The organism is Streptomyces cinereoruber, from assembly GCF_009299385.1.
In the GTDB taxonomy this organism is placed as follows: Bacteria; Actinomycetota; Actinomycetes; order Streptomycetales; family Streptomycetaceae; genus Streptomyces; species Streptomyces bikiniensis.
This window is the reverse complement of the sequence record NZ_CP023693.1, coordinates 3,579,760-3,602,019: the sequence shown is the minus strand read 5'-3', so window position 1 is coordinate 3,602,019 and position 22,260 is coordinate 3,579,760. Positions and strand designations below refer to the sequence as shown.

General features: G+C 72.2%; 21 protein-coding genes. 4 read left to right on the top strand and 17 right to left on the bottom strand.

Features of this window, described 5'->3' with window-relative positions:
* The first annotated feature begins 205 nt into the window (after positions 1-205).
* Positions 206-853: a LuxR C-terminal-related transcriptional regulator gene (locus CP977_RS16030; RefSeq protein ID WP_062754283.1), complete on the top strand. Its 648-nt coding sequence runs from the start codon at positions 206-208 to the stop codon at positions 851-853.
* 26 nt (positions 854-879) lie between these two features.
* Here CP977_RS16030 and CP977_RS16025 read toward each other — a convergent pair whose 3' ends face one another.
* From CP977_RS16025 to CP977_RS15995, 7 genes are all read right to left on the bottom strand, one after another.
* Positions 880-2,028 (bottom strand): acyl-CoA dehydrogenase family protein, encoded by a 1,149-nt coding sequence (locus CP977_RS16025; protein ID WP_062754286.1) that lies wholly within the window; start codon positions 2,026-2,028, stop codon positions 880-882.
* Positions 2,025-2,657 (bottom strand): hypothetical protein, encoded by a 633-nt coding sequence (locus CP977_RS16020; RefSeq protein WP_199834594.1) that lies wholly within the window; start codon positions 2,655-2,657, stop codon positions 2,025-2,027. Before CP977_RS16020 ends, CP977_RS16025 begins: the two co-directional genes overlap by 4 nt.
* A complete protein-coding gene (locus CP977_RS35200) occupies positions 2,654-3,463 on the bottom strand; it encodes a beta-ketoacyl-[acyl-carrier-protein] synthase family protein (protein ID WP_152370335.1) in 810 nt (269 codons plus the stop codon). The genes CP977_RS16020 and CP977_RS35200 overlap by 4 nt, the downstream gene beginning before the upstream one ends.
* Positions 3,464-3,531: 68 nt before the next feature.
* A complete protein-coding gene (locus CP977_RS16010) occupies positions 3,532-3,804 on the bottom strand; it encodes a phosphopantetheine-binding protein (protein ID WP_062754291.1) in 273 nt (90 codons plus the stop codon).
* Between the two features lie 86 nt (positions 3,805-3,890).
* Entirely contained in the window at positions 3,891-5,180 is a 1,290-nt protein-coding gene (gene lysA / locus CP977_RS16005) for a diaminopimelate decarboxylase (RefSeq protein ID WP_152370334.1), read from the bottom strand.
* 14 nt (positions 5,181-5,194) lie between these two features.
* Positions 5,195-6,619: a preATP grasp domain-containing protein gene (locus tag CP977_RS16000; RefSeq protein WP_229991708.1), complete on the bottom strand. Its 1,425-nt coding sequence runs from the start codon at positions 6,617-6,619 to the stop codon at positions 5,195-5,197.
* A 1-nt stretch (position 6,620) separates the two neighbouring features.
* Positions 6,621-7,550: a 3-oxoacyl-[acyl-carrier-protein] synthase III C-terminal domain-containing protein gene (locus tag CP977_RS15995; protein WP_062754297.1), complete on the bottom strand. Its 930-nt coding sequence runs from the start codon at positions 7,548-7,550 to the stop codon at positions 6,621-6,623.
* 463 nt (positions 7,551-8,013) lie between these two features.
* Between CP977_RS15995 and CP977_RS15990 the strand changes: the two genes are divergently transcribed.
* Positions 8,014-9,057, top strand: a complete 1,044-nt coding sequence (locus CP977_RS15990; protein WP_062754299.1) for an ornithine cyclodeaminase family protein — start codon at positions 8,014-8,016, stop codon at positions 9,055-9,057.
* A 542-nt stretch (positions 9,058-9,599) separates the two neighbouring features.
* Complete coding sequence (locus tag CP977_RS15985; RefSeq protein WP_234363789.1) at positions 9,600-10,298, top strand: AfsR/SARP family transcriptional regulator; 699 nt, start codon at positions 9,600-9,602, stop codon at positions 10,296-10,298.
* A 14-nt stretch (positions 10,299-10,312) separates the two neighbouring features.
* Here CP977_RS15985 and CP977_RS15980 read toward each other — a convergent pair whose 3' ends face one another.
* The 6 genes from CP977_RS15980 to CP977_RS15955 form a co-directional block, all read right to left on the bottom strand.
* Complete coding sequence (locus CP977_RS15980; protein ID WP_063915166.1) at positions 10,313-11,026, bottom strand: 4'-phosphopantetheinyl transferase family protein; 714 nt, start codon at positions 11,024-11,026, stop codon at positions 10,313-10,315.
* Positions 11,027-11,030: 4 nt separating this feature from the next.
* A complete protein-coding gene (locus CP977_RS15975) occupies positions 11,031-11,984 on the bottom strand; it encodes an ATP-binding cassette domain-containing protein (protein WP_062754306.1) in 954 nt (317 codons plus the stop codon).
* 4 nt (positions 11,985-11,988) lie between these two features.
* Positions 11,989-12,195, bottom strand: coding sequence for an MbtH family protein (locus CP977_RS15970; RefSeq protein ID WP_062754308.1), 207 nt, complete (start codon positions 12,193-12,195; stop codon positions 11,989-11,991).
* Between the two features lie 153 nt (positions 12,196-12,348).
* Complete coding sequence (locus CP977_RS15965; protein ID WP_063915167.1) at positions 12,349-14,553, bottom strand: MMPL family transporter; 2,205 nt, start codon at positions 14,551-14,553, stop codon at positions 12,349-12,351.
* Positions 14,554-14,631: 78 nt separating this feature from the next.
* Positions 14,632-15,945 carry a sensor histidine kinase gene (locus tag CP977_RS15960; protein ID WP_063915168.1) on the bottom strand — a complete coding sequence of 438 codons (1,314 nt, stop codon included), beginning with the start codon at positions 15,943-15,945 and terminating at the stop codon, positions 14,632-14,634.
* A gap of 78 nt (positions 15,946-16,023) precedes the next feature.
* A complete protein-coding gene (locus CP977_RS15955) occupies positions 16,024-17,058 on the bottom strand; it encodes a helix-turn-helix transcriptional regulator (RefSeq protein ID WP_079131142.1) in 1,035 nt (344 codons plus the stop codon).
* A gap of 137 nt (positions 17,059-17,195) precedes the next feature.
* Here CP977_RS15955 and CP977_RS15950 point away from each other — a divergent pair, with 137 nt between their 5' ends.
* Positions 17,196-17,591: a RidA family protein gene (locus CP977_RS15950; RefSeq protein WP_062754311.1), complete on the top strand. Its 396-nt coding sequence runs from the start codon at positions 17,196-17,198 to the stop codon at positions 17,589-17,591.
* Positions 17,592-17,651: 60 nt separating this feature from the next.
* On the opposite strand, the gene CP977_RS15945 is transcribed toward CP977_RS15950, so the two are convergent.
* From CP977_RS15945 to CP977_RS15930, 4 genes are all read right to left on the bottom strand, one after another.
* Positions 17,652-19,085: a replication-associated recombination protein A gene (locus CP977_RS15945; RefSeq protein ID WP_229991706.1), complete on the bottom strand. Its 1,434-nt coding sequence runs from the start codon at positions 19,083-19,085 to the stop codon at positions 17,652-17,654.
* 120 nt (positions 19,086-19,205) lie between these two features.
* Positions 19,206-20,057, bottom strand: a complete 852-nt coding sequence (locus CP977_RS15940) for a PhzF family phenazine biosynthesis protein (protein WP_062754313.1) — start codon at positions 20,055-20,057, stop codon at positions 19,206-19,208.
* Positions 20,058-20,101: 44 nt separating this feature from the next.
* The gene (locus tag CP977_RS15935; RefSeq protein WP_229991705.1) at positions 20,102-21,778 is read right to left on the bottom strand and encodes an asparaginase domain-containing protein; all 1,677 of its coding nucleotides are present in this window, start codon (positions 21,776-21,778) and stop codon (positions 20,102-20,104) included.
* Positions 21,775-22,260: a DUF488 domain-containing protein gene (locus tag CP977_RS15930; protein ID WP_062754315.1), complete on the bottom strand. Its 486-nt coding sequence runs from the start codon at positions 22,258-22,260 to the stop codon at positions 21,775-21,777. Before CP977_RS15930 ends, CP977_RS15935 begins: the two co-directional genes overlap by 4 nt.

The following is a 22,260-nucleotide window of genomic DNA, read 5'->3' as shown; positions in this document are numbered from 1 at the left end:
ATGTCTTCATCGGCCATGAGCGGTCAAATGCCCTTTCGGTATCGGACTCCGAAAGCTTGCCAAACGCCGCTGACAATCAGTTGACCAGACGCTGACCGCTTGTCGCGCCTTGCTTGCCCGTCACAACCGGGCGTTGCTAGCTTGTGGCCCCCGGAGCCCTGTCCCGACCGGGCCGGGGCTGATGGGGATCAGTGGGGGAAATGACATGCGTCTGGTGCTCGCGGAAGACCAGTTCCTGCTCCGCGAGGGGCTGACGCGACTATTGGAGCTGAACGAATTCGAGATCGTCGCCGCGGTCGGTACGGGTCCCGAGCTCACCCGGGCGCTCGCCGAACACGAACCGGACATCGCCCTCGTCGACATCCGGATGCCCCCCACGCACACCGACGAGGGGCTGCGGGCCGTCCTCGACGCCCGGCGCCGCCGGCCCGGCCAGCCCTCCCTGCTGCTGTCGCAGTACGTCGACCAGCTCTACGCGCGGGAACTCCTCGCCGACGGTGAGGGCGGGGTCGGCTACCTGCTCAAGGACAGGGTGTTCAACAGCTCCCAGTTCATCGAGGCGCTGCACCAGGTCGCCGCGGGCGGAACGGTCATGGACCCGGACGTGGTGTCCCGGATGATGAGCCACAACTCCCAGGACCAGCAGATCTCCCGACTCACCGATCGTGAGCGCGAGGTCCTCGGGTACATGGCCGAGGGCCGGTCCAACGCGGCCGTGGCGGCCGGACTGGTGATCACGGAGAAGGCGGTGGCCAAACACATCAACAACATCCTGGCCAAGTTGGACCTGCCGCCGTCGAAGGACGACAACCGCCGGGTCATGGCCGTCCTGACGTACCTGAACAGGGTCTGACCACCCGCGGGGGGCCCGTACGGCGTTCACGCGCCGACCTTCCCGGACCTCAGCCCCTGGAACAGGTTGAGGTGCTGGATGTTCCGGGTCCCCTCCATGAACTCGACTCCTCGCGCGTCCCGGACCAGCTTGTCCAGGAGCGGGTGGGACGGCCGGGCGGCGGGAGCGAGCAACTCGCAGGCCGCCAGGGTCGTCTCCTCCGCCAGCGCGCAGGCCCGGGCCTTCGCCGCGGAGGCGAGGTACCCGTCTCCGGTCGCGTCCACGGCCGACGCCGCCCGGTGGACCAGCGCCCTGGTGGCGTCGATCCGCCGGCCCAGCACCTCGATGCGGTCCCGGTCCTCGCCGCGCGCCCCGGCGTAGTGCTCCCGTACGTAGGCGTGGGCCGCCCCCGCGACGCCCAGGGCCAGTGCCGCGACCGTCGGCCGGAGCTCGTTGAACACCTGGACGGAGGCCCAGATGCCGCGCCGGGCGGGCGACAGATGCCGGCCGAGGACGCGGTCGCGGGCGACGACCGCCCCGTCGAGGGTGATCTGCCCGATCCGGGCCCCGCGGATCCCGAGGCTGTCCAGCGGCTCGGCGTGGTACCCCTCGGACTCGGTGTCCAGCAGGACCGCCGTCACCCCGAGCGGGCCGGGCCGGGTACGGGCGAACACGGTGGCGTACCGTGCGCGGGCGGCGTTGCCGACGTACCGTTTGGCGCCGGTCAGCCGCAGCTCGCCGTCCTCCTCGCGCAGGGAGGTGCCCAGCGCGGAGGCGTCCGATCCCCGATCGGGCTCGGTCAGCGCGAAGCACGTCCAGGTCGGGGCGGCGGTCATCCGGCCGAAGAACCACTCCTGCTGTTCCTCGTCGCCGAGCTTCGCGACCAGGACGCCCGACATGGACGGCCCCGGCGCGGCCAGGGTCATGCCGAGGTCACCGGCGGCGAACTCCTCCAGCACCACCGCCCGTTCCAGGCCGTTCGTGCCGTCGAAGCGGTACGGGCCCACGGCCGGCGGTTCCGTCGCGAAGGCGGCGGGTACGCCGAAGGTGCTCAGGAACCGTACTCCCGGCAGGTCGAGGCAGTCCTTGATCAGCTCGGGGTCCCGGTCCAGTTCCAGTGCGGCCGCGCGGAAGTCGGCCGCCCATTCGCGGGCCTGTCCGCGCAAGGCGGTCAGCCTGCCGTCCGGTTCGCTCACCTGTCCTCCTTCACGGGGTCGTGGATGTCGGCCAGCAGTTCGGAGGCCTCCGCCGTCGCTCCCGGCCCGTCCGCGAGGTATCCGTACGCGCCGAGCAGCCGCAGCAGAGACCGCCCGTTGCGGGTGATCTGCCCGTGCACGTTCCGGAGGAACGGGCCCTGCGGCCGGGTGCCGGAATCCAGCAGGGCGGACAGCTCCAGCTGCTGCGCGAGCGCCTCGGCCAGCTGCCCCTTGACCATGGGCTGCATCAGGACGGTGCTCTCGCCGCTCGGCCGGGCGGCCAGGTGGTCGACGCAGGCGTCGCGCAGGCCCTCGACCACCCCGAGGCGGAGCCGGAGCAGCTCGCTCCGGTCGAGGGCGCCGCCCCCGCCTTCGGGGGCGGGCCGCGGGTCACGGACGACCACGACCGGGCCCCCGGCGAGCGGGTAGCGGCGCAGGACCGTGCACCCCGCCGCCCAGTCCTCGGGCAGCAGGGCGAACCCGGACGGTCCGCGGGGTGCCGAGCGAGGGCCGTGCTCGCGCAGGAGCAGGCGCAGGGCGGGCGCGAGGCCCTCCCGGCGCGCCACGTCCTGGACGGGCGGTGCCGACGGCCGGGCGACGGGCACCGGTCCGTGATCCGTCGCCGTCATGCGGCCGCTGCCGGATCGACTCTGCAGACCGACAGGTCTCCCAGGACCGGGTCGTACTCGACGAGCAGCGCCGCGCCCCCGCCGGCCGCCGGAAGGCGCTCGGCGAGCGCGCCCAGCACGGACGTGCAGGGGTAGCCCTCCGGTGCCCGGCGCACCGAGGCCGCCGCCACCGGCAGTTTCCAGGCCGGATCGATCCCGGGACCCGCCGCCACCTCGGCGGTGCCCTCCGGGTCGAGTTCCCGGATCAGCGCGGCCAGCCGCTCGGGCACCTCCTGCGGGCTCAGCCCGCAGATCTGGCGCACCCGGCAGTTGTCCCCGGAGGCCTCCAGGACCAGGGCGACCGCGCCGTCCCCGGCCAGCCCGCGCGGGCCGGAGCCCGGCACGTCGTACGGCATGACGTGCTGGTCGAAGGCGAGGACCAGTACCCGCCGGAAACCGTGCCGGCGGGCGTAGTTCCGGGCGAGCGCGAGGGCGCTGAACGGGGCCGACGGCCCCTGGTCGGCCACCCCGAGGAGCAGCGGCCGGCCGGGCAGCCGCTCCGTCAGCGTGGGCGCGGTGAGCAGGGTCGGCAGGAAGTCCGGTGTGGAGTAGGCGAGGACCACGAGGTCGGTCTCCGGCTGCTCGCCCAGTTCGGCGAGCAGCTCGGCGCCCATGTGCTCGAAGGTGTTGCCCACCGCGGTGTCCAGGAGCTCCTCGCGGAGGGCCACACCGGCGTGCCCGGTGTGGCTGGGGAAGAACCGCCGCTCGGCGTCCTGGCCGAGCGCGGTGGTTCCGCGGCCGAAGGTCCGGTGGACGGCCTTGGTCACCGCGAGACCCGTACGGGGGGCCGGCCGCGTACCGGCGCCGGCCGGTGGCGCTGCTGCGAGCGACATCGTCAGCGGCCGAGCTCGGTGGTGATGAAGTCGGCGAGCGACTGCACCGTGGCGAAGTGGCTCATTTCGAGCTCGTCGGTGTCGAACTCCGCGTCGAGGAGTTCCTCCAGGCGCAGCAGCAGGTCGAGCACCCCGGTCGAGTCCAGGCCCAGGGTCTCGAAGAGCTTCGTGTCGGGGGCCAGGTCGCCCAGGTCGCGCTGGAGGACGGCCCCGAGGGCCTCGGTGATCGCGCTGACGACCTGCGGGCCGGCCGTGGTCTCGGTGGTCTCGGTCATGTGGATAGCGCCCTTTCGGCGTCGGTGCGGTGTGAGGGAGGTCGGCGGCAGGATCCGGACGGGCCCTGGGGCCCGTCCGGCAGGCCCTAGTGGTCGGCCGGCGTCAGGTCGAGCAGGTGCTGCTTGGCCAGCAGGTCCTCGGCGCTGTCGGCCGTGCGCACCAGGTGGGCGCGGCCCTCGTCGATGAGCACCTCGGCCGGGTAGCCGTGGCTCAGGAAGTTCACGGGCGAGGCGGTCGGCCCGTACGCCCCGGAACGCTCGACGCCGATCAGGTCGCCCTCGCGCAGCGTCGGGAGGCCGACCTTCTTGCCCAGCGTGTCGTTGGGCGTGCACAGGGGACCGGTGATGTTCCAGATCTCCGTGGCGGGCTCGTCGTAGCGGTTGAGCAGCCGGATGGGGAAGTTGCGCTTGACGAAGGAACCGATGCCCACGGCGGCCATGTGGTGGTTGGTGCCGCCGTCCGCGACGGCGAAGTTCTCGCCGAGCGAGGTCTTGGTGTAGCGCACGCGGGTCACGTACGTCCCGCTCTCCGCCACCAGGTACCGGCCCAGCTCCATGATCAGCCGGGTCTTCGGGTGGCTCTGCGCGAAGGCGTCCAGGACCGGGTTGACGGTCTCCGCCAGCACCCCGAGGTCCAGGTCGCGCTCGCCGTCGAAGTAGGAGACGCCCAGACCCCCGCCGACGTCGACCATGTCCAGGTCGAAGGCGTGGTGGTCGGCGATGCGGCCGGCCGTCTCCAGGATGCGGCGGGTGTTCTCCACGATCGCGTCCTCGCTGAGGATGCGCGTGCCCATGTACGCCTGTACGCCCATGAGCCGGATGTGGTCGAACTGCTTGCCGAGCGGTCCGGCGGCCAGCAGCTGGGCCTCGTCGATGCCGAACTGGCGCGGCTTGCCGCCCATGGTGAGGCCGGAGCCCTTGACCGCGAAGCCGGGGTTGACGCGCAGCGCCACCGGGGCCACCACACCGCGCTCCGCGGCGATCTCCTCGATCAGGTCCAGCTCGGGGAGCGATTCGCAGATGATCGCGTGGATGCCCTGGTCCAGGCACTCCGTCAGCTCGGCGCGGCTCTTGCCCGGGCCGAGGAAGATGATGTCGCGGGGCTGCACGCCGGCCTTGCGCGCGGTGAGCAGCTCGGCCATCGAGGAGACCTCCGCCCGGGCCCCGTGCGCGTGCAGCAGCGCGCACACCGAGACGTTGGGGTTGGCCTTCAGCGAGTAGAAGAACTCGAGGCGCGGATGCATGAGCTCGCGCAGTGCGGTGATCCGGGAGCGCAGGGCCTCGCCGTCGTAGACGTACAGGGGTGTTCCGAACTCGGCGACGAGGTCGGTGATGCGGAGGCCCTGCACCTGGAACTCGGCTGACTCGACTGTCATTTCTGTCCTTTCCACTAGGGTCGGGCGGAGCTCCGGACCCCGGAGGCGCCCAGCGCTCCGGCGGGTCCGAGCCGCGCGCCGACGGCTTCGTCCAGCGCGGCGAGCTCTTCGGGCGAATCGCCCATGACCAGACCGTAGAGACGGCCGTTGAACGGGCTGCCGGCCGACGAACCGGCGTTGACCGTGGCGTAGTTGTTGACGACCAGGCCGCTGCCGCCGGGGCGGTCGAGCAGGAGGTCGCCGAGCACCTGCCGCAGGGTGTCGAAGGGAAGCGCCCGCTCCAGGACCAGCGGGTAGTGGCGGGCGAGGGCCAGGCGGCCCTCGCCGAGCAGCTGCTCCTGGAGCCGTACCTGGTAGGTCGACATGTTGTTGCGGGCGTTGATCTCGATCACGGGGTACACCCCGCCGTCGGGGTCGAGCATGGCGTCCACCCCGACCACGCCGAAGAAGCCGTCGTCGGCGAGCCGGCGGCCGAGCAGCCCGGCGGCCGCGTCGATCACCTCGTGCTGCGCGGCCGTCAGGCGCGGTGGGAAGCGGTGCCCCTTGTGGACGCCGCCCTCGGTGATGGCCTCCTTGACGAAGTCGAGCCGGACGGCTCCGTCACGGGCGATGGTGAACTGGTAGTTCAGGTCGGCGACCTTCGCGACCTTCTCCTCCAGGACGAACGCGATGCCCTCGGCGCCCGACTTCCGCGCGGAGTTCGCGACCATCCGCTCCGTCCGCTCCAGGCGCCGGGTGCTATCGATCTCCGCGATGCCCTTGCCGGAGACGCCGTAGGCCTCCTTGAGGAGCATCGTGGTGCCCGCGTCGAGCAGTTCGGCGGCGGCGGCGACGGCGGTACGCAGTTCGCCGAGGGTCTCGCAGGCCCAGCCGCGCGGCTGGCGCAGGCCCAGCTCGTCGGCGACGCGGCGGCTGTAGACCTTGCTGTTGACCGCCTTGCACAGCTCGGCGGAGGGCGCGGCGAGGGCGATGCCCGCCTTGCCGGCGAGGTCCTCCTCCCACTCCGAGACGCCGTGCGGGGACAGCAGGGCGCCCTGCGCGCCGAGCTCGCCCAGGACGGCCGACAGCCGGGGGTCGGCCAGGGCGTCCTGGGTGACGGTGTTCCCGGGGTGCTGGCCGCGCACCACGTGCACGGTGGGGAGGCCGATGCCCAGCTCCCGGAGGTAGGCCAGGTAACCGGGGTCGGGTTCGGTCTTCAGGACGACGTGGTCGTCGACGTCGCCGAGCAGCAGCGCGAACTCGTCCATGCGGTTGACCACGGCGGTGTTGCCCGCGGAGGAGAGCCGGGGCAGCCCGGTCTCGCCGCGGGCCCACTGTTCCTCGACCTCGAAGTTTCCGAGGAAGACCAGGGCGCCCGACGGGCCGTCGGCCACCGCGGACTTCAGTCGCCGGTTGAATTCCGTGCCGGTCACCTCGGGCCTCTCTCGCTGTGGGTTCACGTCAGTGCTCCACGACCATCGCGGCGAAGCTCGCTCCGAGCCCGACCGAGACCATGAGGTAGCGGTCGCCGGGGTCGAGCCGCCCGAGTTCGGTGGCGGTGGCGTAGTTGATGAAGGGATCCGCGCCGAAGCAGTGCCCGGTCCGCGGGATGTTGTCCAGGAATATCCGGTCCACGGGTACGCCGAGCCGGTCGCTGAGCCTGACCCAGGCGATCCGGTTGACGTTGTGGGGGAGCACCAGGCTGATGTCCTCGGCGGTGAGCCCGGCCCGGTCCAGCGCGCTGCCCACGACCTCCATGAGGACGTCGGCGTACATCTCCCGGAAGCGGACGAAGGCCTCGTCGACCATGGACAGCCCGGGGTCGCCCACCGACACGGTCCTGGTCGCGAAGCCCAGGACCCGGTCCTTGGCGCCGTGAGCGGAGACCAGCACCGCCGCGGTTCCCTCGCCGGTGATGCCCATGCCGTCCAGGACCTGGGAGATCCGGCCGTGGGCCTTCTCCCCGACCAGGACCAGGGCCAGCGCGTCGGGGTCCTCCTCCTCGGCCAGCAGCATGCCCGCCACGTCGACGGCGAGCAGGCCCGAGGCGCAGGCCTGTTCGGTCAGGGCGAAGGTCCTGGCGTGGCGCAGGCCGGCCTCGCGGCGCACTTCGTGCAGCGGGCTCAGCGGGTAGGGCGACGTGAACCGCTGGGTCTTGGCCCGGAGCACGTAGCGGACCCGGTCCTCCCGGCCCCGCAGCAGGGACAGCTTCTGGACGGCGGCCAGCAGGCTCTGCGTCTCGGACTCGGTGTCGTCCCAGCAGATGTCGGACAGGCCGAAGCCTCGTCCGTAGCGGCGCAGTTCCGTATCGGTCAGGCCCAGGGCCTCCTGGCGGCTCGTGAGGGAAACCTGGGTGGGCCAGTGGCTTGATACTTCGGTCAGCGAGGTCACGGCTGGCCTGCTCCTCTCAGCGCGGTCGTCGAAAGAACAGGTCGGCACGGAGCGCTGAATGCGGACCACCGTGTCTTGACCGGCCGGGCGGTCCCCATGCACACCTGATCCCCCGAGCCGTGCGCTCCAAGGGGACGCTGATCAAGTTAGTAGGCCGAATTGACATGCCGCTGACCGAGCGCTGACGGCATTCGAGCGGCCGGGACCGGCCGGTTTCACGCGGACGCCTCCGTGTCCACAACACGCGAGATTCGCATGAACTCCCCTACTGGCAAAGGGAGATGGTCGGCTACTCTGCGACAGCCCGCCGCAGGACGCAGTCGGGGTCCGTGTGCACTCCGCGATTCCGGAACCGTTCCTTCACCGGCAGGCGCCGCCGACCGGTCGTCATACGGTCGGTTTCTTGCCACGGTCGTGTCATGGCGCCGGAGCGCATCCCGATTCCCAGAGGTGAGGAAAACCCATGTCCCAGGAGAGCCTGATCTTTCTCAGCCGTCCGGCCGTACTCGCCTGCCTGGACAAGCTGGACCCGGTCGAGGTCGCCGCGGACGTCCTGCGCGTCCAGGCCGCGGGGCGCACCGAGATCCCGGCCGAGGGCTACCTGCCCTGGACCAACAGCGACGGCGCCTACAGCCGCGCCATCGCGATGCTGGGAGCCCTGCACCGGGAGGAGGGCCCGGTGTACGGCATGAAGCTCATCAACGCCGCGGTGAACAACCCCTCCAAGGGGATCGAGCGGGCCGGCGGGCTGAGCTTCGTCTTCGACCCGGAGACCGCCCGGCCCAAGCTGATAGCGGAGGCCGGCTACCTGAGCGCCGTCCGTACCGCCGCGTACACGATGGTCAGTCTGCGGGCGCTCGGCCCGGAGCGGTGGGACGGCATCACGCTCATCGGCACGGGGGCCCTGGCCCGTGCGCACCTGGACCTGCTGGTGGGCGCCTTCCCCGACGTGCGCACGGTGGTCGTCTTCGACCTGTCCGTCGACCGCGCGGCGGAGCTGGTCGCCTGGGCGGACGGGAAGCACCCGCAGCTGAAGGTGACGGTCGCCGGCACGGCGGACGAGGCCATCAGGGCCACGCCCGTCACCGTCACGCTGACCACGAGCAGCGAACCGTACCTGCGTGCCGACCCGTTCGCCCCGGGGAGCTTCGTCGCACACGTCTCCCTCGGCGACCTCACCGAGGAGGTCTTCCTCGGGGCGCAGGCCGTCTACGGGGACGACCTCGACCTGATCGAGGAGAACCCGCGGCGGATCCTGGGCAGTCTGCTCCAGGAGGGGAAGGTGACCCGGCCGGGCACGGTGGGGGCTCCCGAGCGCGGGGCCGGCCGGTCCGTGGAGGGCACGCTCGGCCAGGTGCTGCTCGGTCAGATTCCGGCCATCCGGCCGAAGAGCGGCTATGTGGTGAGCAACCCGTTCGGCATGTCCATCCTCGACGTCGGGCTGATCGACGCGGTCCACCGCACGGCGCTGGACCTGGGTGTCGGTCAGCGGATCGACCTGCTGTGATGCCCCCGGGGCGCCCGTAGCCGGGCGCCCCGGGCCCGGTCGGCCCCGCACGACGAGTACCGCCGCGCCTCGAACGGCGATTATTGACAGATTGTCAAAGCCGTTCAGAACAATGAGCTTTCGGCCAGTCGAGGGAAAGCTCTGTTCGAATGGCGCATGCTAGGTTTACATTTGAGAAGATCAAGGTTTGGGGGCTGGATCGGCCTGTCGTGGCCGGCCAGACGCGATGAAGGCCGCGAGCCGCTCCAAACGACCGCAGTGTCCGGGGGGATTTCTTGCGTTCGACCAGTGGCTTGGCACGCCCAAATGCGACGTCACCCCTTCTTCGGCTCGCTCGGATTCCAGCCGACACCACCTCAGGGCGAGTGCCGTCGGAAGCGGAATGCGAGTCGACCATTTAGTGATCGAAGCATTTTGAACGGGGATCAGTGAAATCTTACCATCCGGTAGATACGCCACTCTCGATAGAGCTTCTCGGATCGACGCAGGTTACGGTGGGAAACCATGCCCGTAACCTCGGGGCGAACCGTGTGCGAACCCTGTTGGCGGTTCTGGCATTCACTCCCGGAGAGGTCGTATCGGTCGACCTCCTGATGGAGGAACTCTCCACCGACCAGGATTCCAAGAACCCGAAGAACGCGCTCCAGGCCAACATGCGCCGACTGCGGATCTCCCTGGAGAGCGTGACCGGTGTGCCGGGCAACCTGCTGGTGCGGACCTCGGCCAACGGGTACCTCCTCGACCTCCCGCCGGACGCCGTCGACGCGCACCGGTTCGACGGCCTGGCCACCCGGGGCTCCGCACTCCTCCACACCTCGCCGCACGAGGCGGCGCGGATCCTGGACGAGGCGCTCCGCCTCTGGCGCGGCCAGGCGCTCGCGGACGTGGCCGGCGGGCTCAGATGCAACGCCTACGCGAACCGGCTCGCCGGCCGCCGGCTCGGCGCGCTGGAGGACCTCTACGAGGCGAGGCTGAGCATCGGCCGGGAGGCCGCCGTCGTCAGCGCGCTGGAGCAGCTGGCCTGCGAGCACCCCGAGCGGGAGCGGATGGCGGAGCTGCTGATGCTCGCGCTCTACCGCATGGGCCGGCAGGGCGACGCGCTGGCCGTCTTCCAGCGGGTGCGTGCCTGGCTGAACACCGAACTGGGCCTGGAGCCGAGGAAGAAGATGCGACGGATCCAGGAGGCCATCCTCATGCAGGACCCGGCGATAGACGCGGGGTTGGCCTTCGCCGGCCGGTGACCGGTCCGGAGCCGTCAGGGAACGTCCAGCGGATCGACCAGGTGCCGCTCGACCAGGTCGACGGGCCCACGGGTCTCGACGGCGAGGGCCGCCGCGTACCCGGGGCCCGGCCGCAGGTCGGACATGGCGATGTCCGGCGGAGCGAAGTCGGCTTTCCACTCGGTCAGTTCCGCCGGCGCGTCCGGCCCGGACACGGAGATGCCCCGCAAGGAGGACGAGAGTCCCCGGCCGACGGCCTTGAGGATCGCCTCCTTGCGCGTCCAGTAGGTGTGGTAGGCCGCCGACCTCTCCCCGGGCGGCACGGCCTCCAGATCCCGTAGCTCCCCGGCGGACAGCACGCGGGGCGCCAGCCGTCCGACCTGCCGGGCGGAGATCCGTTCCACGTCGATCCCCGGCTCGGCGCCCTCGGCGAGCGCCAGGACCACGAGGCCGCCGGAGTGGGAGAGCGAGAACCTCGTGGTCGCGCCGGGGACCCGCGGCTTCCCGTGCGGGCCGCCGCAGTACCGGCACCGCCGGTCGAACGGTACGAGGTCCGGGGCGACACCGGTGGCGCGGCCCATCGCGGTCCGGACCAGAGCCCGCGCCGAGGCGAACCGCGCCCGGTCGGAGGGCTCCGAGAACTGCTCGTACCGGGCCCGCTCCTCGGCCGACATGAGCCCGCGGAGCCCGGCGCGGTCGAGCGCGGGCGCCCACAGCACCAGGCACGTGACCGCTGCCCGCTCCGGCATCCGGCTACGCCGCCCGGTGGGAGGTCAGCGTCAGGAACACCTCGTCCAGCGAGGGCCGCCGCTGGGCGAAGTCGGACACGGGGATGCCCGCCCGGTGCAGTGCGGCCGCCGCACCGGCGATGCCGGCCAGTCCGTCCCTCAGCTCGATGCCGAGGACCCCCCTCTGGTCGTCCCGGGTCAGCTCTCCGGTCAGTACCCCGTTCAGCGCGGTCAGCGCCGCGGGGAGGTCGGCGGGGTCGGTGACCGTGATCTCCAGGCGCTCCTCGCCCACCTTGCGCTTGAGTTCGTCGGCGGAACCCTCGGCGACCACCCGGCCCTTGTCGATCACCGCGATGCGGTCGGCGAGCTCGTCGGCCTCTTCGAGGTACTGCGTGGTCAGCAGGACGGTGACGCCCTCCGCCACGAGCTCCCGTACGACGGCCCACAGATCCAGCCGGCTCTTCGGGTCGAGGCCGGTCGTCGGCTCGTCCAGGAAGATGACCCGCGGGCTGCCCACCAGGGTGCTCGCCAGGTCCAGCCTGCGCCGCATGCCGCCCGAGTACTCCCGCAGCGGTCTGTCGCCCGCATCGGTCAGATGGAACCGGGACAGCATCTCCTCGGCCCTGGCGCGGGCGGCCCGGGTGCCCAGATGGAGCAGTCGGCCGAGCAGGACCAGGTTCTCCCGTCCGGACAGTTCCTCGTCCACGGCGGCGTACTGGCCCGAGAGGCCGATCCTCCGGCGCACCTCGCGGGGGTGCTTCGACACGTCGACACCGCACACCGTGGCGCGTCCTCCGTCGAGCCGCAGCAGCGTGCTGAGGATGCGGACGGTCGTCGTCTTGCCGGCCCCGTTGGGGCCGAGGAGCCCGAGCACGGTGCCCGCGGGGACGTGGAGGTCGATCCCCTTGAGGACCTCGTGGTCCTTGTAGTTCTTGCGGAGGCCCTCGGCCTCGATCGCCGCCGGTGCGTGAGCCGTCACGGGATCAGGCCCCGTGCTCGACGAGGCTCAGCGGGCGGAGGTCGGTCCAGTTCTCCTCCACGTAGCGCACGGCGTCCTCGCGAGCGGCATCGCTCAGCACCGGGCGCCAGCCCGCGGGCACCTCGGCGAAGGACGGCCACAGACTGTGCTGGTTCTCGTCGTTGACCAGCACGTGGAAGGTGCCTTCGGAATCGTCGAACGGGTTGCTCATCTTCGGTCGTCCTGTCTGTCCGTCGTGGTCAACTTCCGTGACCACTATGCTTGATGGGCACTGACGCGAGGCTGACGGACGGCTGATCGAGGGCGCGGGGCGGGGACCGTGGGGTCCCCGCCCCGACCGGGCCGCCGGCCCGCCGCGTGCGGATCAGACGCGGGCCGTGTCCCGGAACGTCTCCGCGGAGCGCCGCGACTCGGGGAGGCTGCCGGAGGGGCCGGTCCGCGACGGCCACCAGTTGGCCCGGCCGAGGAGGGTCATCGCGGCGGGCAGGACGTAGATCCGGATGATCGTCGCGTCGATGACGATCGCCACCGCGAGACCGACGCCGATCTGCTTCATCTCGATGAAGGTCAGCGTGCCGAAGGTGGCGAACACCGCGACCATGACCGCCGCGGCCCCGGTCACGACACCGGCGGTGCGGGTGATCCCGTCCACCACCGCGTTCTTCGTCGTCATGCCGGCGACCACGCTCTCCCTGATCCGGCTGACCACGAAGACGTGATAGTCGAGCGAGAGCCCGGACAGGATCACGAACAGCAGGATCGGCACCCAGGACACCACGTGCCCGGTCGAGGTGAAGTCCAGCAGGTCCTCGGCCCAGTTCCGCTGGAAGACCAGGCAGAGGAAGCCGAACGAGGCGGCGACGGACAGCAGGTTCAGCACCACGGTGGTCATGGCCACGACCACCGAGCGGAAGGCGAGCAGGATGATCAGGAACGTCAGCGCGAACACGCCCCCGATCACCAGGGGCAGCCGGCTGTTGAGGTTGGACGTGTAGTCCATGTCCTCGGCCTGCGCCCCGCCCACGGCGTACTCGACGCCCGGCACGCCCCGCAGCGCGTCCGGTACCAGGTCGGCGCGCAGGCGGGTGACGGAGTCACGGGCCGGGTCGGTGCCCGGGGCGGTCGGCGTGCCGGCTTCCAGGACCGCGCCGCGGCCGTCCGCGGAGTAGCGGATCCGGGGCGGGCTGTCCGTGGCGAACAGGGGGTCCTGCCGGACGGACTCGGACAGCCGGGTCATCCGGGCGCGCAGCTGCTCGCTCTCGCCGGCCGGAACCCGTACGGCGACGGTGTCGGTGTTCGCGGTGGAGGGGAACGCGTCGACCAGGCGGTCGTAGGTCCGCATCGTGCTCAGCGAGCGGGGGAAGTCGTCGACCTGCGTGGCCTTCAGGTTCATGTCCAGGGCGGGCAGCGCCAGGGCCACCAGGCCGCCGACGGCGACGACGAGGGAGATCAGCGGGCGCCGGGTGGCGGGGCGGAGGAGGAATCCCCACACACGGGGGGTTCCGTTGCGCTGCGAGAGCCGCCGAACGAGCGGGACGCGGGGGCGGTCGACGGCACGGCCGAGCTTGACCAGCAGGGCGGGGAGGACGGTGACCGCGGAGACCATCGCGACGGCGACCACGATGATCGCTCCGGTGGCCATGGAGGCCAGCATCACGTCACCGGAGAGGTAGAGGCCCGCGGCGGAGACGATCACCGCGATCCCGGAGACCATCACGGAGTGACCGGAGGTGGCGGCCGCGATGCCGACCGCGGAGGCCGGGTCGTAGCCGTTGGCGCACTCCTCGCGGTAGCGGCGCAGGTAGAAGAGGCAGTAGTCGACACCGACCGCGAGGCCCATCAGGACGATCACGTCCGTCACCATGCCGGGGTCCGGCACGAGATGGGAGGCCAGGGCCCACAGGCCCATCGTCGAGGCGACCGCCATCAGGCCGAGCAGTACCGGCACACCGGCCATGACGAGCGCGCCGAAGATGAGGAGCAGGATCGCCAGGGTCACGGGGACGCTGATCACGGTCGCCTTCTGGAGGTCCTTGGCGAGCCACTCCTGGAAGTCGTGCTTGACGGACGCGTCGCCGGCCTGCTCGATGAGAAGGCCGGGGTGCTGCTTCTGGGTGTCGGCGGTGGCCGTCAGGAGCGGGGTCACCCGGTCCGCGGCGGTGTCGGCGTCACCCTTCATCGAGACCTGGAGCAGCAGTGCCCTGCCGTTCGGCGAGCCGATCGGGTCGCTCACCGAGGCGACCTCGGGGAGGGCCGCCAGCCGTCGGCGCAGCTCGGTGGCCGCGGCGGTCCGCTCGGCCGTCTGCGCGGCGGTCGCCCGGTCGGCGCGGGTGCCGATCAGGATGTTCTCCGCGGCGGGGTTCCGCAGCCCGTTCTCCTCGATGAGCCGGGCGGCTTCGGCGGCCTCGCCGACCAGCAGGTCCTGGTTGGTGGCCTGCTTGGTCTCGATCACGGTGCCGATGGAGAAGGCGCCCACGACCACGACCAGCCAGAGGAGGATGGCCGTCCACGGATGGGTGGCGCCCCAGCGCCCCATCCGCGAGGCGAAGTGGCGATTGCTGACCGGCATGTCGAGAGGTCCTTCGGTCGGTGGTAAGAGCGTCGGGCACATGTCGTTTCCTGGAGCGGAGTGGAGCGGAGCCGGGGGTCAGGTCGCCGGGACGTCGTCGGTCGCGGAACCGCTGAGGAGTTCGCAGGCGATCTCGAAGGCGGCCGAAGTGGGGCCGCCCAGCGGGCTGGTGACCACGAGGAGGCCGTCGAAGGCGGCCAGCCGGCGCTCGACCCCGGCCAGGCCGGTGCCGTTGCGGGGGTCGGCGCCGCCGACACCGTCGTCGTGGACGGCGACCCGCAGGCTGTGGTCGGAGTACCGGATGTCGACGGTGGCCTCGGAGGCCTTGGCGTGCTTGGTGACATTGCTGAGCAGCTCGGCGATGGCGAAGTACGCGGCGGACTCCACCGGGGCCGGCAGCCGGCCGGGAATCGAGCCGGTGACGTGGACCCGCAGGGGGAGTTCCAGGCCGAGGGTGCGGATGGCGTCCACCAGGCCCCGGTCGGCGAGCAGCGGCGGGTGTACGCCGTGCACCAGGTCGCGGAGTTCGTTCAGGGCCTTGGCCGAGTTGTCCTTGGCCTCGGCGAGGAGGGCACGTACGGCCTCGGGGTTCCGCTCGACCAGGGACTCGGCGGCGGAGAGGGTCATGCCCAGGGCCACGAGACGCACCTGGGCACCGTCGTGCAGGTCCCTCTCGATCCGGCGCAGTTCGGTGGCGTTCATGTCCATGGCGTCGGAACGGGTGCTGGCGAGGTGCTCGACACGGTTGGTCAGCGCGGCACGGGTGGAGCCCAGCATCAGGCGCACCCAGCGGCCGTGCAGCGGCAGCATCAGGCGGGGCAGCAGGGTCAGGCCGGCCGCGAGCTCCACGAGGCCGAGGGCCCCCGCCAGGATCGCCGTGGTCTGGCTGTTCACGGGGATGAAGGTGAACCAGACGCCGTTCCAGGACTCGGGCAGGCCGTCCCACAGGAACGTGAGGCTCAGGCCCCAGAGTCCGCCCACGACCGCGGCCGCGGGGAGGAGCGCCATCAGGGGGCCGACCAGCGGGTTGACCAGGGCCCAGAGCAGGTCCCGCCAGGTGGCGCCGTCACCGAGCATCCGATGGGCCCGCTTCCAGGCCGGGCCGGGGGGAGTGGCCGGTTCGGGCAGGTGCGAGGACGCGACCCGGATGCCGGACCATTCCCCGGCCAGCCTGCGCTGGGTTCGCGCGTCCTTGCGGACCGCGTTCAACGCGCCCGGCAGGAGCGGGATTCCGATACCGACGAGGCAGAGGCAGACGATGAGCGACACCCACAGGAGCAGCAGCGCCTCGTAGATCGCCAAACCCGTCAGGGCCACGCCCCGCAGCATCATCGCCACGGAACCACCGAGGCTCCGGCCGGTCTTCTCGATCTCGCCCGTGCGTGCATTCATTTCCCGCCCTCACTTCGCACTTGCCGCTGTCTCGCTGTGTTCTCAGCATGACGATCGGCCGCACGGATCTCAGGGGTGCTAGTACCCCTCTTGCCGACCGGCCCGGCCCCGGTCGGGCCGTGCGGGGCGGTGCGGGGGCGCGTCGGGGCGGGCGTAGCGGGCGGCGATCGTGACGGCGCGTTCGTGCAGGGTCGTGCGGAGCCACTGGGGGGCGAGGACCTCCGCGTCGACGGCGTGCTGCCACAGGGCCCATTCGGCGTGGCGGGAGTCCTGGAAGATCACGTTCAGGCGTATCCAGCCGTCCGCGTCGGTCTCCTCGGCGCAGACGGCGAGGGCGGTGCCGACCAGGTGCTCGCGGCGCGACGGTTTGACCCGGACGAGCACGGCGACCTTGTCGCCGCCGGTCCGGAACCGCGCGTTGCGCTCCTGCCAGGCCCGGTCCAGATCGACCGTGTCCGGGCGCCGCGCGGGCTCGTCGAGCTCCTCGGCGGCCAGGACGCGCGACAGCCGGTACGTGCGGTCCTCGTCGGCCCGCCTGGCCAGCAGATAGCCCTGCTCGCGCACGGTGACCAGGCCGATCGGATCCACGGTGCGCCACTTCGGGGCCTGGCCCACGGCCTCGTAGCGGATGCGCAGCCGGTGTCCGGCGAGCACCGCGCGCCGGACCTCGGCCACGACGGCGTCGGACAGCTCCTCGGGGGCCACCCGGCGCGAGAGGAGGTCGGTCTCCGGGTCGACGAGCAGGCGCTGCGCCGCTCCGGCCGCGTCGTCCCGCAGGTTCTCGGGCAGGGCGTCGACCACCTTGAGCATGGCCGAGGCGAGCGCCGAGCCGAGGCCGAAGACCTGTGCGCCGCGCCGCGATCCGGCGACCAGCAGGGCGAGCGCCTCGTCGTGGTTCAGCCCGGTGAGCGTCGTCTGGAAGTCGGGCAGCAGCGCGAATCCGCCGTGCCGGCCGCGCTCGGCGTAGACCGGGACGCCGGCCACGGACAGCGCCTCGATGTCGCGCAGCACCGTCCGCGTGGAGACCTCCAGCTCACGGGCGAGCGCGTCCGCGGTCATCCGCCCGTGCCGGCGCAGCAGGAGGACCAGGGAGACCAGCCGGTCGGCGCGCATGAGAAAACACTAACGAAATACATGACCATAGGTGTCACGTTTTGTTGGCAGGCTCCTTCGCACGACGCCAGTTCCCGGCGGCTGCCGGGTCGATGGGCGTCCGTAGTGTCAGTGAACCGAACGGAGCAGGTGCGGCAATGGAACGTAACGCGGTCAACCCGGTGTCGTGGTCGGTCGAGATGGGCTTCAACCAGGGTGAGGTCGTCTCCGGGCACTCGCGCACCCTGTACATCTCCGGTCAGACGGCGATGAGCAAGGAAGGCAGGCCGGAGCACGAGGGCGACATGGCCGCCCAGCTGGCGCTGAGCATCGACAACATCGAGGCGGTCCTCTCCGAGGCCGGCATGTCCCTGGCGAACCTCGTCCGGCTGAACGTCTACACGACCGACGTCGACCTCCTCTTCCAGCACTACGGCGTACTGGCGGGCCGCCTGGGCGCCGCCGGCGTCGCGCCGACCACCACCATGCTCGGCGTGACGCGCCTGGCCATCCCCGGTCAGATGATCGAGCTGGAGGGCACCGCCGTCGCGTGACGCCCTTCGGAGCGCCGGCCCCGTGGACACGGGGCCGGCGCTTCGGTGCGCTCCCGGCGCCTACCGCTCCCCGTCGGGACCACCGGAACCTCCGGAACCGCCGGAGCCACCGGGGCCGCCGCCGCGGACGGCGCGGCGGAGCCGGGTCAGGCGTTCGCGCAGGGTGCGCTCCCCGCCGTGCTCCGTGGGGCGGTAGTAGTCCTTCCCCACCAGCTCGTCCGGCGGGTACTGCTGCTCCAGCACCCCCTCGGGCCTCCGGTGGGGATAGCGGTAGCCGACGCCGTTGCCCTGTTCCTTCGCGCCCGCGTACCGGCTGTACCGCAGGTGGGCGGGGACCTCGCCGACGGCGCCCGCCCGTACGTCGGACATCGCCTCGTCGATCGCGGTGAGCACCGCGATCGACTTCGGTGCCGTGGCCAGGTGCACGGTGGCCTGGGCCAGGGCGAGGCGCGCCTCGGGCATGCCGACGAGCTGGACCGTCTGCGCCGCGGCCACGGCGGCCTGCAGGGCCGTGGGGTCGGCGAGGCCGACGTCCTCGCTGGCGTGCACCACCAGCCGCCGGGCGACGAACCGCGGGTCCTCCCCGGCCACGAGCATGCGCGCCAGGTAGTGCAGCGCGGCGTCGGGGTCCGAGCCGCGGATCGACTTGATGAACGCGCTGACCACGTCGTGGTGTTGGTCGCCCTGCCGGTCGTAGCGCACGGTCGTCTCGGCGACGGCCCGCTCCACGGCCGGTACGTCGACCACCGTGCCGCCGGTGCCCGTCACCCCGTCGGCGCTCGCCTCCAGCGCGGTCAGCGCGCTCCGCGCGTCGCCGGCCGCGAGGCGCACGAGGGCGTCCTCGGCCTCCGGGGACAGGGTGACCGCGCCGTCGAGGCCGCGCTCGTCCCGCACCGCCCGGCGCAGCAGCGCGCGGAGCTCGTCCTCGGTCAGGTGCCGGAACCGCAGCACCAGCAGGCGCGAGAGCAGCGGGGACACCACCGAGAACGACGGGTTCTCCGTGGTGGCGGCGACGAGCAGCACGAGCCTGTCCTCGACGGCGCCGAGGAGCGCGTCCTGCTGGGTCCGGGAGAAGCGGTGCACCTCGTCGACGAACAGCACGGTCTGCCGGCCCTGGCGGCCCTGGCGGCGGCGCGCCTCGGTCATCGCGTCGCGCAGCTCCTTGACCCCGCTGGACAGCGCCGAGAGGGCGACGAAGTGCCGGGTGGCGGCGCCGGCGAGCAGGCGCGCGAAGGTGGTCTTCCCGGTGCCGGGCGGGCCGTGGAGCAGTACCGACACCGCCTCCCCGCCCTCCGCGAGGCGCCGGAGCGGCGCGCCGGGACCCAGCAGGTGCGTCTGGCCGACGAACTCGGCGAGCGTGCGCGGCCGCATCCGCGCCGCCAGCGGCCCGCCCGCCCCCGCGGGCTCCGCGGGGGGCGGGTCGTCCGCCCGTGCGGGCGGGGGGCCGTCCGGCGCCGGTAACGCGAACAGCCCGTCGTCCTCGGCGGCCCTCACTCCCCCCGCCCTTCGGTACGCGGCACGCCGTGGTGCCCGGAACGGTCGGGGGACGATGATCTGATGGACACGCGCGGCGGCCCTTCCTCCGTGGACAGGTCGGTCGTACGTCCCCGGCGGCTACGCGTACAGCGTGCCCCGGGCGACGACCACGGCGGACCCCGCCACCTGGACCGACTCGATCCGTTCCGGTGTCCCCGTCGCGCGGGCGCGCATCGTGGAGGGGCGCCCCATCTCGACCCCCTGGCGGATCTCGATCCACTCCCCGAACGGGATCAGTCCGTGCCGGGCCAAGTGTACGGGGAGCGAGCCCGCGGCCGAGCCGGTGGCCGCGTCCTCCACCACGCCGTAGGCGGGCGAGAACATGCGCAGCCGCCACCGGGTGCCGGATCCGGCGAAGCAGTTGGCCGCCATGTCGGGCAGCCTCGCGAGGATCCGCTGGTCCGGCTCCAGGGCGGAGAGCGCGGGCACGCCGTCCAGGCCGACGAACACGTGCCGCGGCCCGTTGTCGTAGACCTCGACCGGCAGGGTGCTGCCGGTGTCCGTCAGGTCGAGGGCGGTGAGCAGCTCGTCCGCGCGGTCGTAGGGCCCCCAGACGGGCAGGGGCTGCCACATGCCGGCCGCGACGGTGCGCCCGTCGTCGTCCCGCTCCAGTTCGAAGACCACGGTGCCCCTGGCGGTCTCCATCCGGAGGTCCTTCCCCGGGTGCGTCTCGCCGAGCACCACGGCCGTGCCCAGGGTGGGGTGTCCGGCGAACGGCAGCTCGTTCACCGGGGTGAAGATGCGGACCCGCACGTCGCCGTCCCCCTCGGCGGGGAGGACGAAGACGGTCTCGGACAGCTGCATCTCCCGCGCGATCCGCTGCATGCGCTCGGCGGAGAGGCCGGAGGCGTCCAGGAAGACCGCGGTCGGGTTTCCTTCCAGCGGGACGTCGGTGAAGACGTCGGCCACCACGTACTCGTACGTACCCATGGGTTCCGTTCTCCAAGGAGGGCGTCAGGGGCGTCGGGGGAGGGTCAGTGGGTGTCGAAGAGGTCCTGGTAGCGGGCGACCGCCTTCTCGGTGGCCGCGCGCTCGTCGGGGGTCGGGCGGAAGGGGTCCGCGGCCGGGGGCAGGGCGCCGAACCTGAGCAGGGCGGCCATGAGCAGCAGGCGCGCCTTGGTGGCCGTCAGGTTGTTGCCCGAGACGAACGTCGGATCGGTGCGGTAGGCCATGCCCCCGGTGTTGCCGCGGCCCGTGCGGACCACCGGCATGCCGGCGAAGACGGCGACGCCGAGCGCCGCGTTCCTCGTCGGATCGGCCATCCCGAACGGCGACATGCCCTCGCAGACGAAGCCCGACAGCGGCGCGCGGGCGAGGTTGGCGTCGATCCGGGCCAGGATCTCGACCTCCTCCTCGGCGACGGGCGGATCGTCGGTGCCGGTCCCGGTCGCCGCGTACCGGCTGTACTTGGTGATCGACACGTACGGCACGGCCTCCGGCACGAGGCCCCCGTCGTCCTTCGTCCGGACGTCGAGCGTGGTCACGCCGGTGTCCAGGCGTCCGGTCACGCCGGTCACCCGCTCGGGGAGCACGGTGAGGCGCAGCTCCGAGCGGTGGGTGTGCCTGCGGGCCGGCAGGTAGGTGAGCTGCGGGGGGCCGTAGCCGCCGAGGTCGGCGACCACCCCCCCGTGGCCGCCGGTGACCTCGTAGCCGCCCGGCCGGGCGTCGACCTTCGTCACGTCCCGGGCCGAGTAGACGAGTTCGTCGACGATCACGCAGGCGCCGACGCGGTCCTCGCCCCGCTCGTCCAGGGCGACGCCCGACGCGATGTACTTCACGCCGTCCACCACGTTGCGGTCGCCGTCGGCGCTCAGGGACTGGTGGCGGCGCTGCGCCGCGTGCCCGACCAGCGGCACCTTCGTGTCGATCAGCAGCCCGAGCCAGTACAGGGTCTCGTCGACGGTCGGGCTCCCCTCCAGCCACTGCACCCCGGCGAACTCGCCCGTGGCGAGGACCTCCTGGACCTGGTTGGTCGCCCGGGCGAGCTCCGCCAGGCCCGGCTCGCTCTGGAGGTGGTACGGGTAGTAGACGAAGAAGTCCCGCCCGAGGCGCTCGGATCCGGGGCCCGCGGTGGGGCCGCCGGACGGGGCGGCGCGGAAGAACGCGAAGTCGGCGAGGGACCGCAGCTCGACGGGGGTGCCGTGGTCGGCGAGGCCGAACCGCTCGATCTCCTCGTAGAGGCGGCGGGCGTCCGGGTAGAAGGTCTGGCGGGCCGCCTCCGGCGGCGCGTACGGGGACGCCGAGGTCTCCTCCCAGGCCGATCCGTCCGCCTGCCGCGCCATGTAGGGGAGCGGGTAGAGGCCGTCGGACGGGTCGAGTTCGACCACGTACACCGCGGTGGCGTCACCGGGCGGACGCTCGGCGTGGAAGGCGCCGTCCCCGTCGAGCCAGCCGTCCGGCGGGGCGTACAGGTCCGCCGCGTCCCCTTCGAGCGGGTGCGCGCTGAACGCCTCGACGTACAGCGTCGCGGGCGCCGCGAGCCGCTGGGGGCGCAGGACGTCGCGGCGGTCCGGACGGAGCGGAAGGCCGTGGCGCGCGCGGGCCTTGTTCGACGTGACCAGGTCCGGGGTGTTCAGGATCGTCGCCGTCGGCCCGGCGAACACCGCGATCCTCGGCCGCGCCGGACCGGCCCGCAGGACGTCGCCCGTCACAGCGGCCTCAGGTGCTCGACGGTGACGCCGTGCCGCTCGGCCAGCCGGCCGGCGATCAGCGACCGGTGGCACGCCTCGGGGTCCCGCTCGACGCAGAACAGCGCCGCGACACCGCTGTCCGGCAGCTCCTCCAGGACCGGGTCGAGGTCGGCCGGGTCGAGGATCTCGGCGGTGTAGCGCCGGGTGTACTCGGGCGCGAGCTCGCGCCGCGAGCGCTTGCCGACCCCCTGGCGGTCGTCCTCCGCGTACTGGAGGTGGCGCAGCTCGGTGGTCGGGGCGAGCTCGCGGTGGTGCCGGTAGGCGACCCCGGCCCCGGCGAGGGCCGCCTGCAGCCGGAGCGAGTTCGCCCAGGCGTAGTCCGGTCCGCGGACCCCGCGGCGCTGCCGCACGTCGAGCAGCAGGCGCACGTCCGCCAGCCGCAGTCGTTCCAGGAAGGAATCGCCGTCGAATCCGTAGACGCCGATCGTTGCCAGCTTGAACAC

Bases quoted from the DNA above. Each gene is read 5' to 3' on its own strand.
- CP977_RS15990 (WP_062754299.1), top strand. From the start codon at position 8,014: ATGTCCCAGGAGAGCCTGATCTTTCTCAGCCGTCCGGCCGTACTCGCC.
- CP977_RS16030 (WP_062754283.1), top strand. From the start codon at position 206: ATGCGTCTGGTGCTCGCGGAAGACCAGTTCCTGCTCCGCGAGGGGCTG.
- CP977_RS15960 (WP_063915168.1), bottom strand. From the start codon at position 15,945: ATGAATGCACGCACGGGCGAGATCGAGAAGACCGGCCGGAGCCTCGGT.
- CP977_RS15980 (WP_063915166.1), bottom strand. From the start codon at position 11,026: ATGCCGGAGCGGGCAGCGGTCACGTGCCTGGTGCTGTGGGCGCCCGCG.
- CP977_RS16020 (WP_199834594.1), bottom strand. From the start codon at position 2,657: ATGACGGCGACGGATCACGGACCGGTGCCCGTCGCCCGGCCGTCGGCA.
- CP977_RS15965 (WP_063915167.1), bottom strand. From the start codon at position 14,553: ATGCCGGTCAGCAATCGCCACTTCGCCTCGCGGATGGGGCGCTGGGGC.
- lysA (WP_152370334.1), bottom strand. From the start codon at position 5,180: ATGACAGTCGAGTCAGCCGAGTTCCAGGTGCAGGGCCTCCGCATCACC.
- CP977_RS15955 (WP_079131142.1), bottom strand. From the start codon at position 17,058: ATGCGCGCCGACCGGCTGGTCTCCCTGGTCCTCCTGCTGCGCCGGCAC.
- CP977_RS15940 (WP_062754313.1), bottom strand. From the start codon at position 20,057: ATGGGTACGTACGAGTACGTGGTGGCCGACGTCTTCACCGACGTCCCG.
- CP977_RS16010 (WP_062754291.1), bottom strand. From the start codon at position 3,804: ATGACCGAGACCACCGAGACCACGGCCGGCCCGCAGGTCGTCAGCGCG.
- CP977_RS15950 (WP_062754311.1), top strand. From the start codon at position 17,196: ATGGAACGTAACGCGGTCAACCCGGTGTCGTGGTCGGTCGAGATGGGC.
- CP977_RS15970 (WP_062754308.1), bottom strand. From the start codon at position 12,195: ATGAGCAACCCGTTCGACGATTCCGAAGGCACCTTCCACGTGCTGGTC.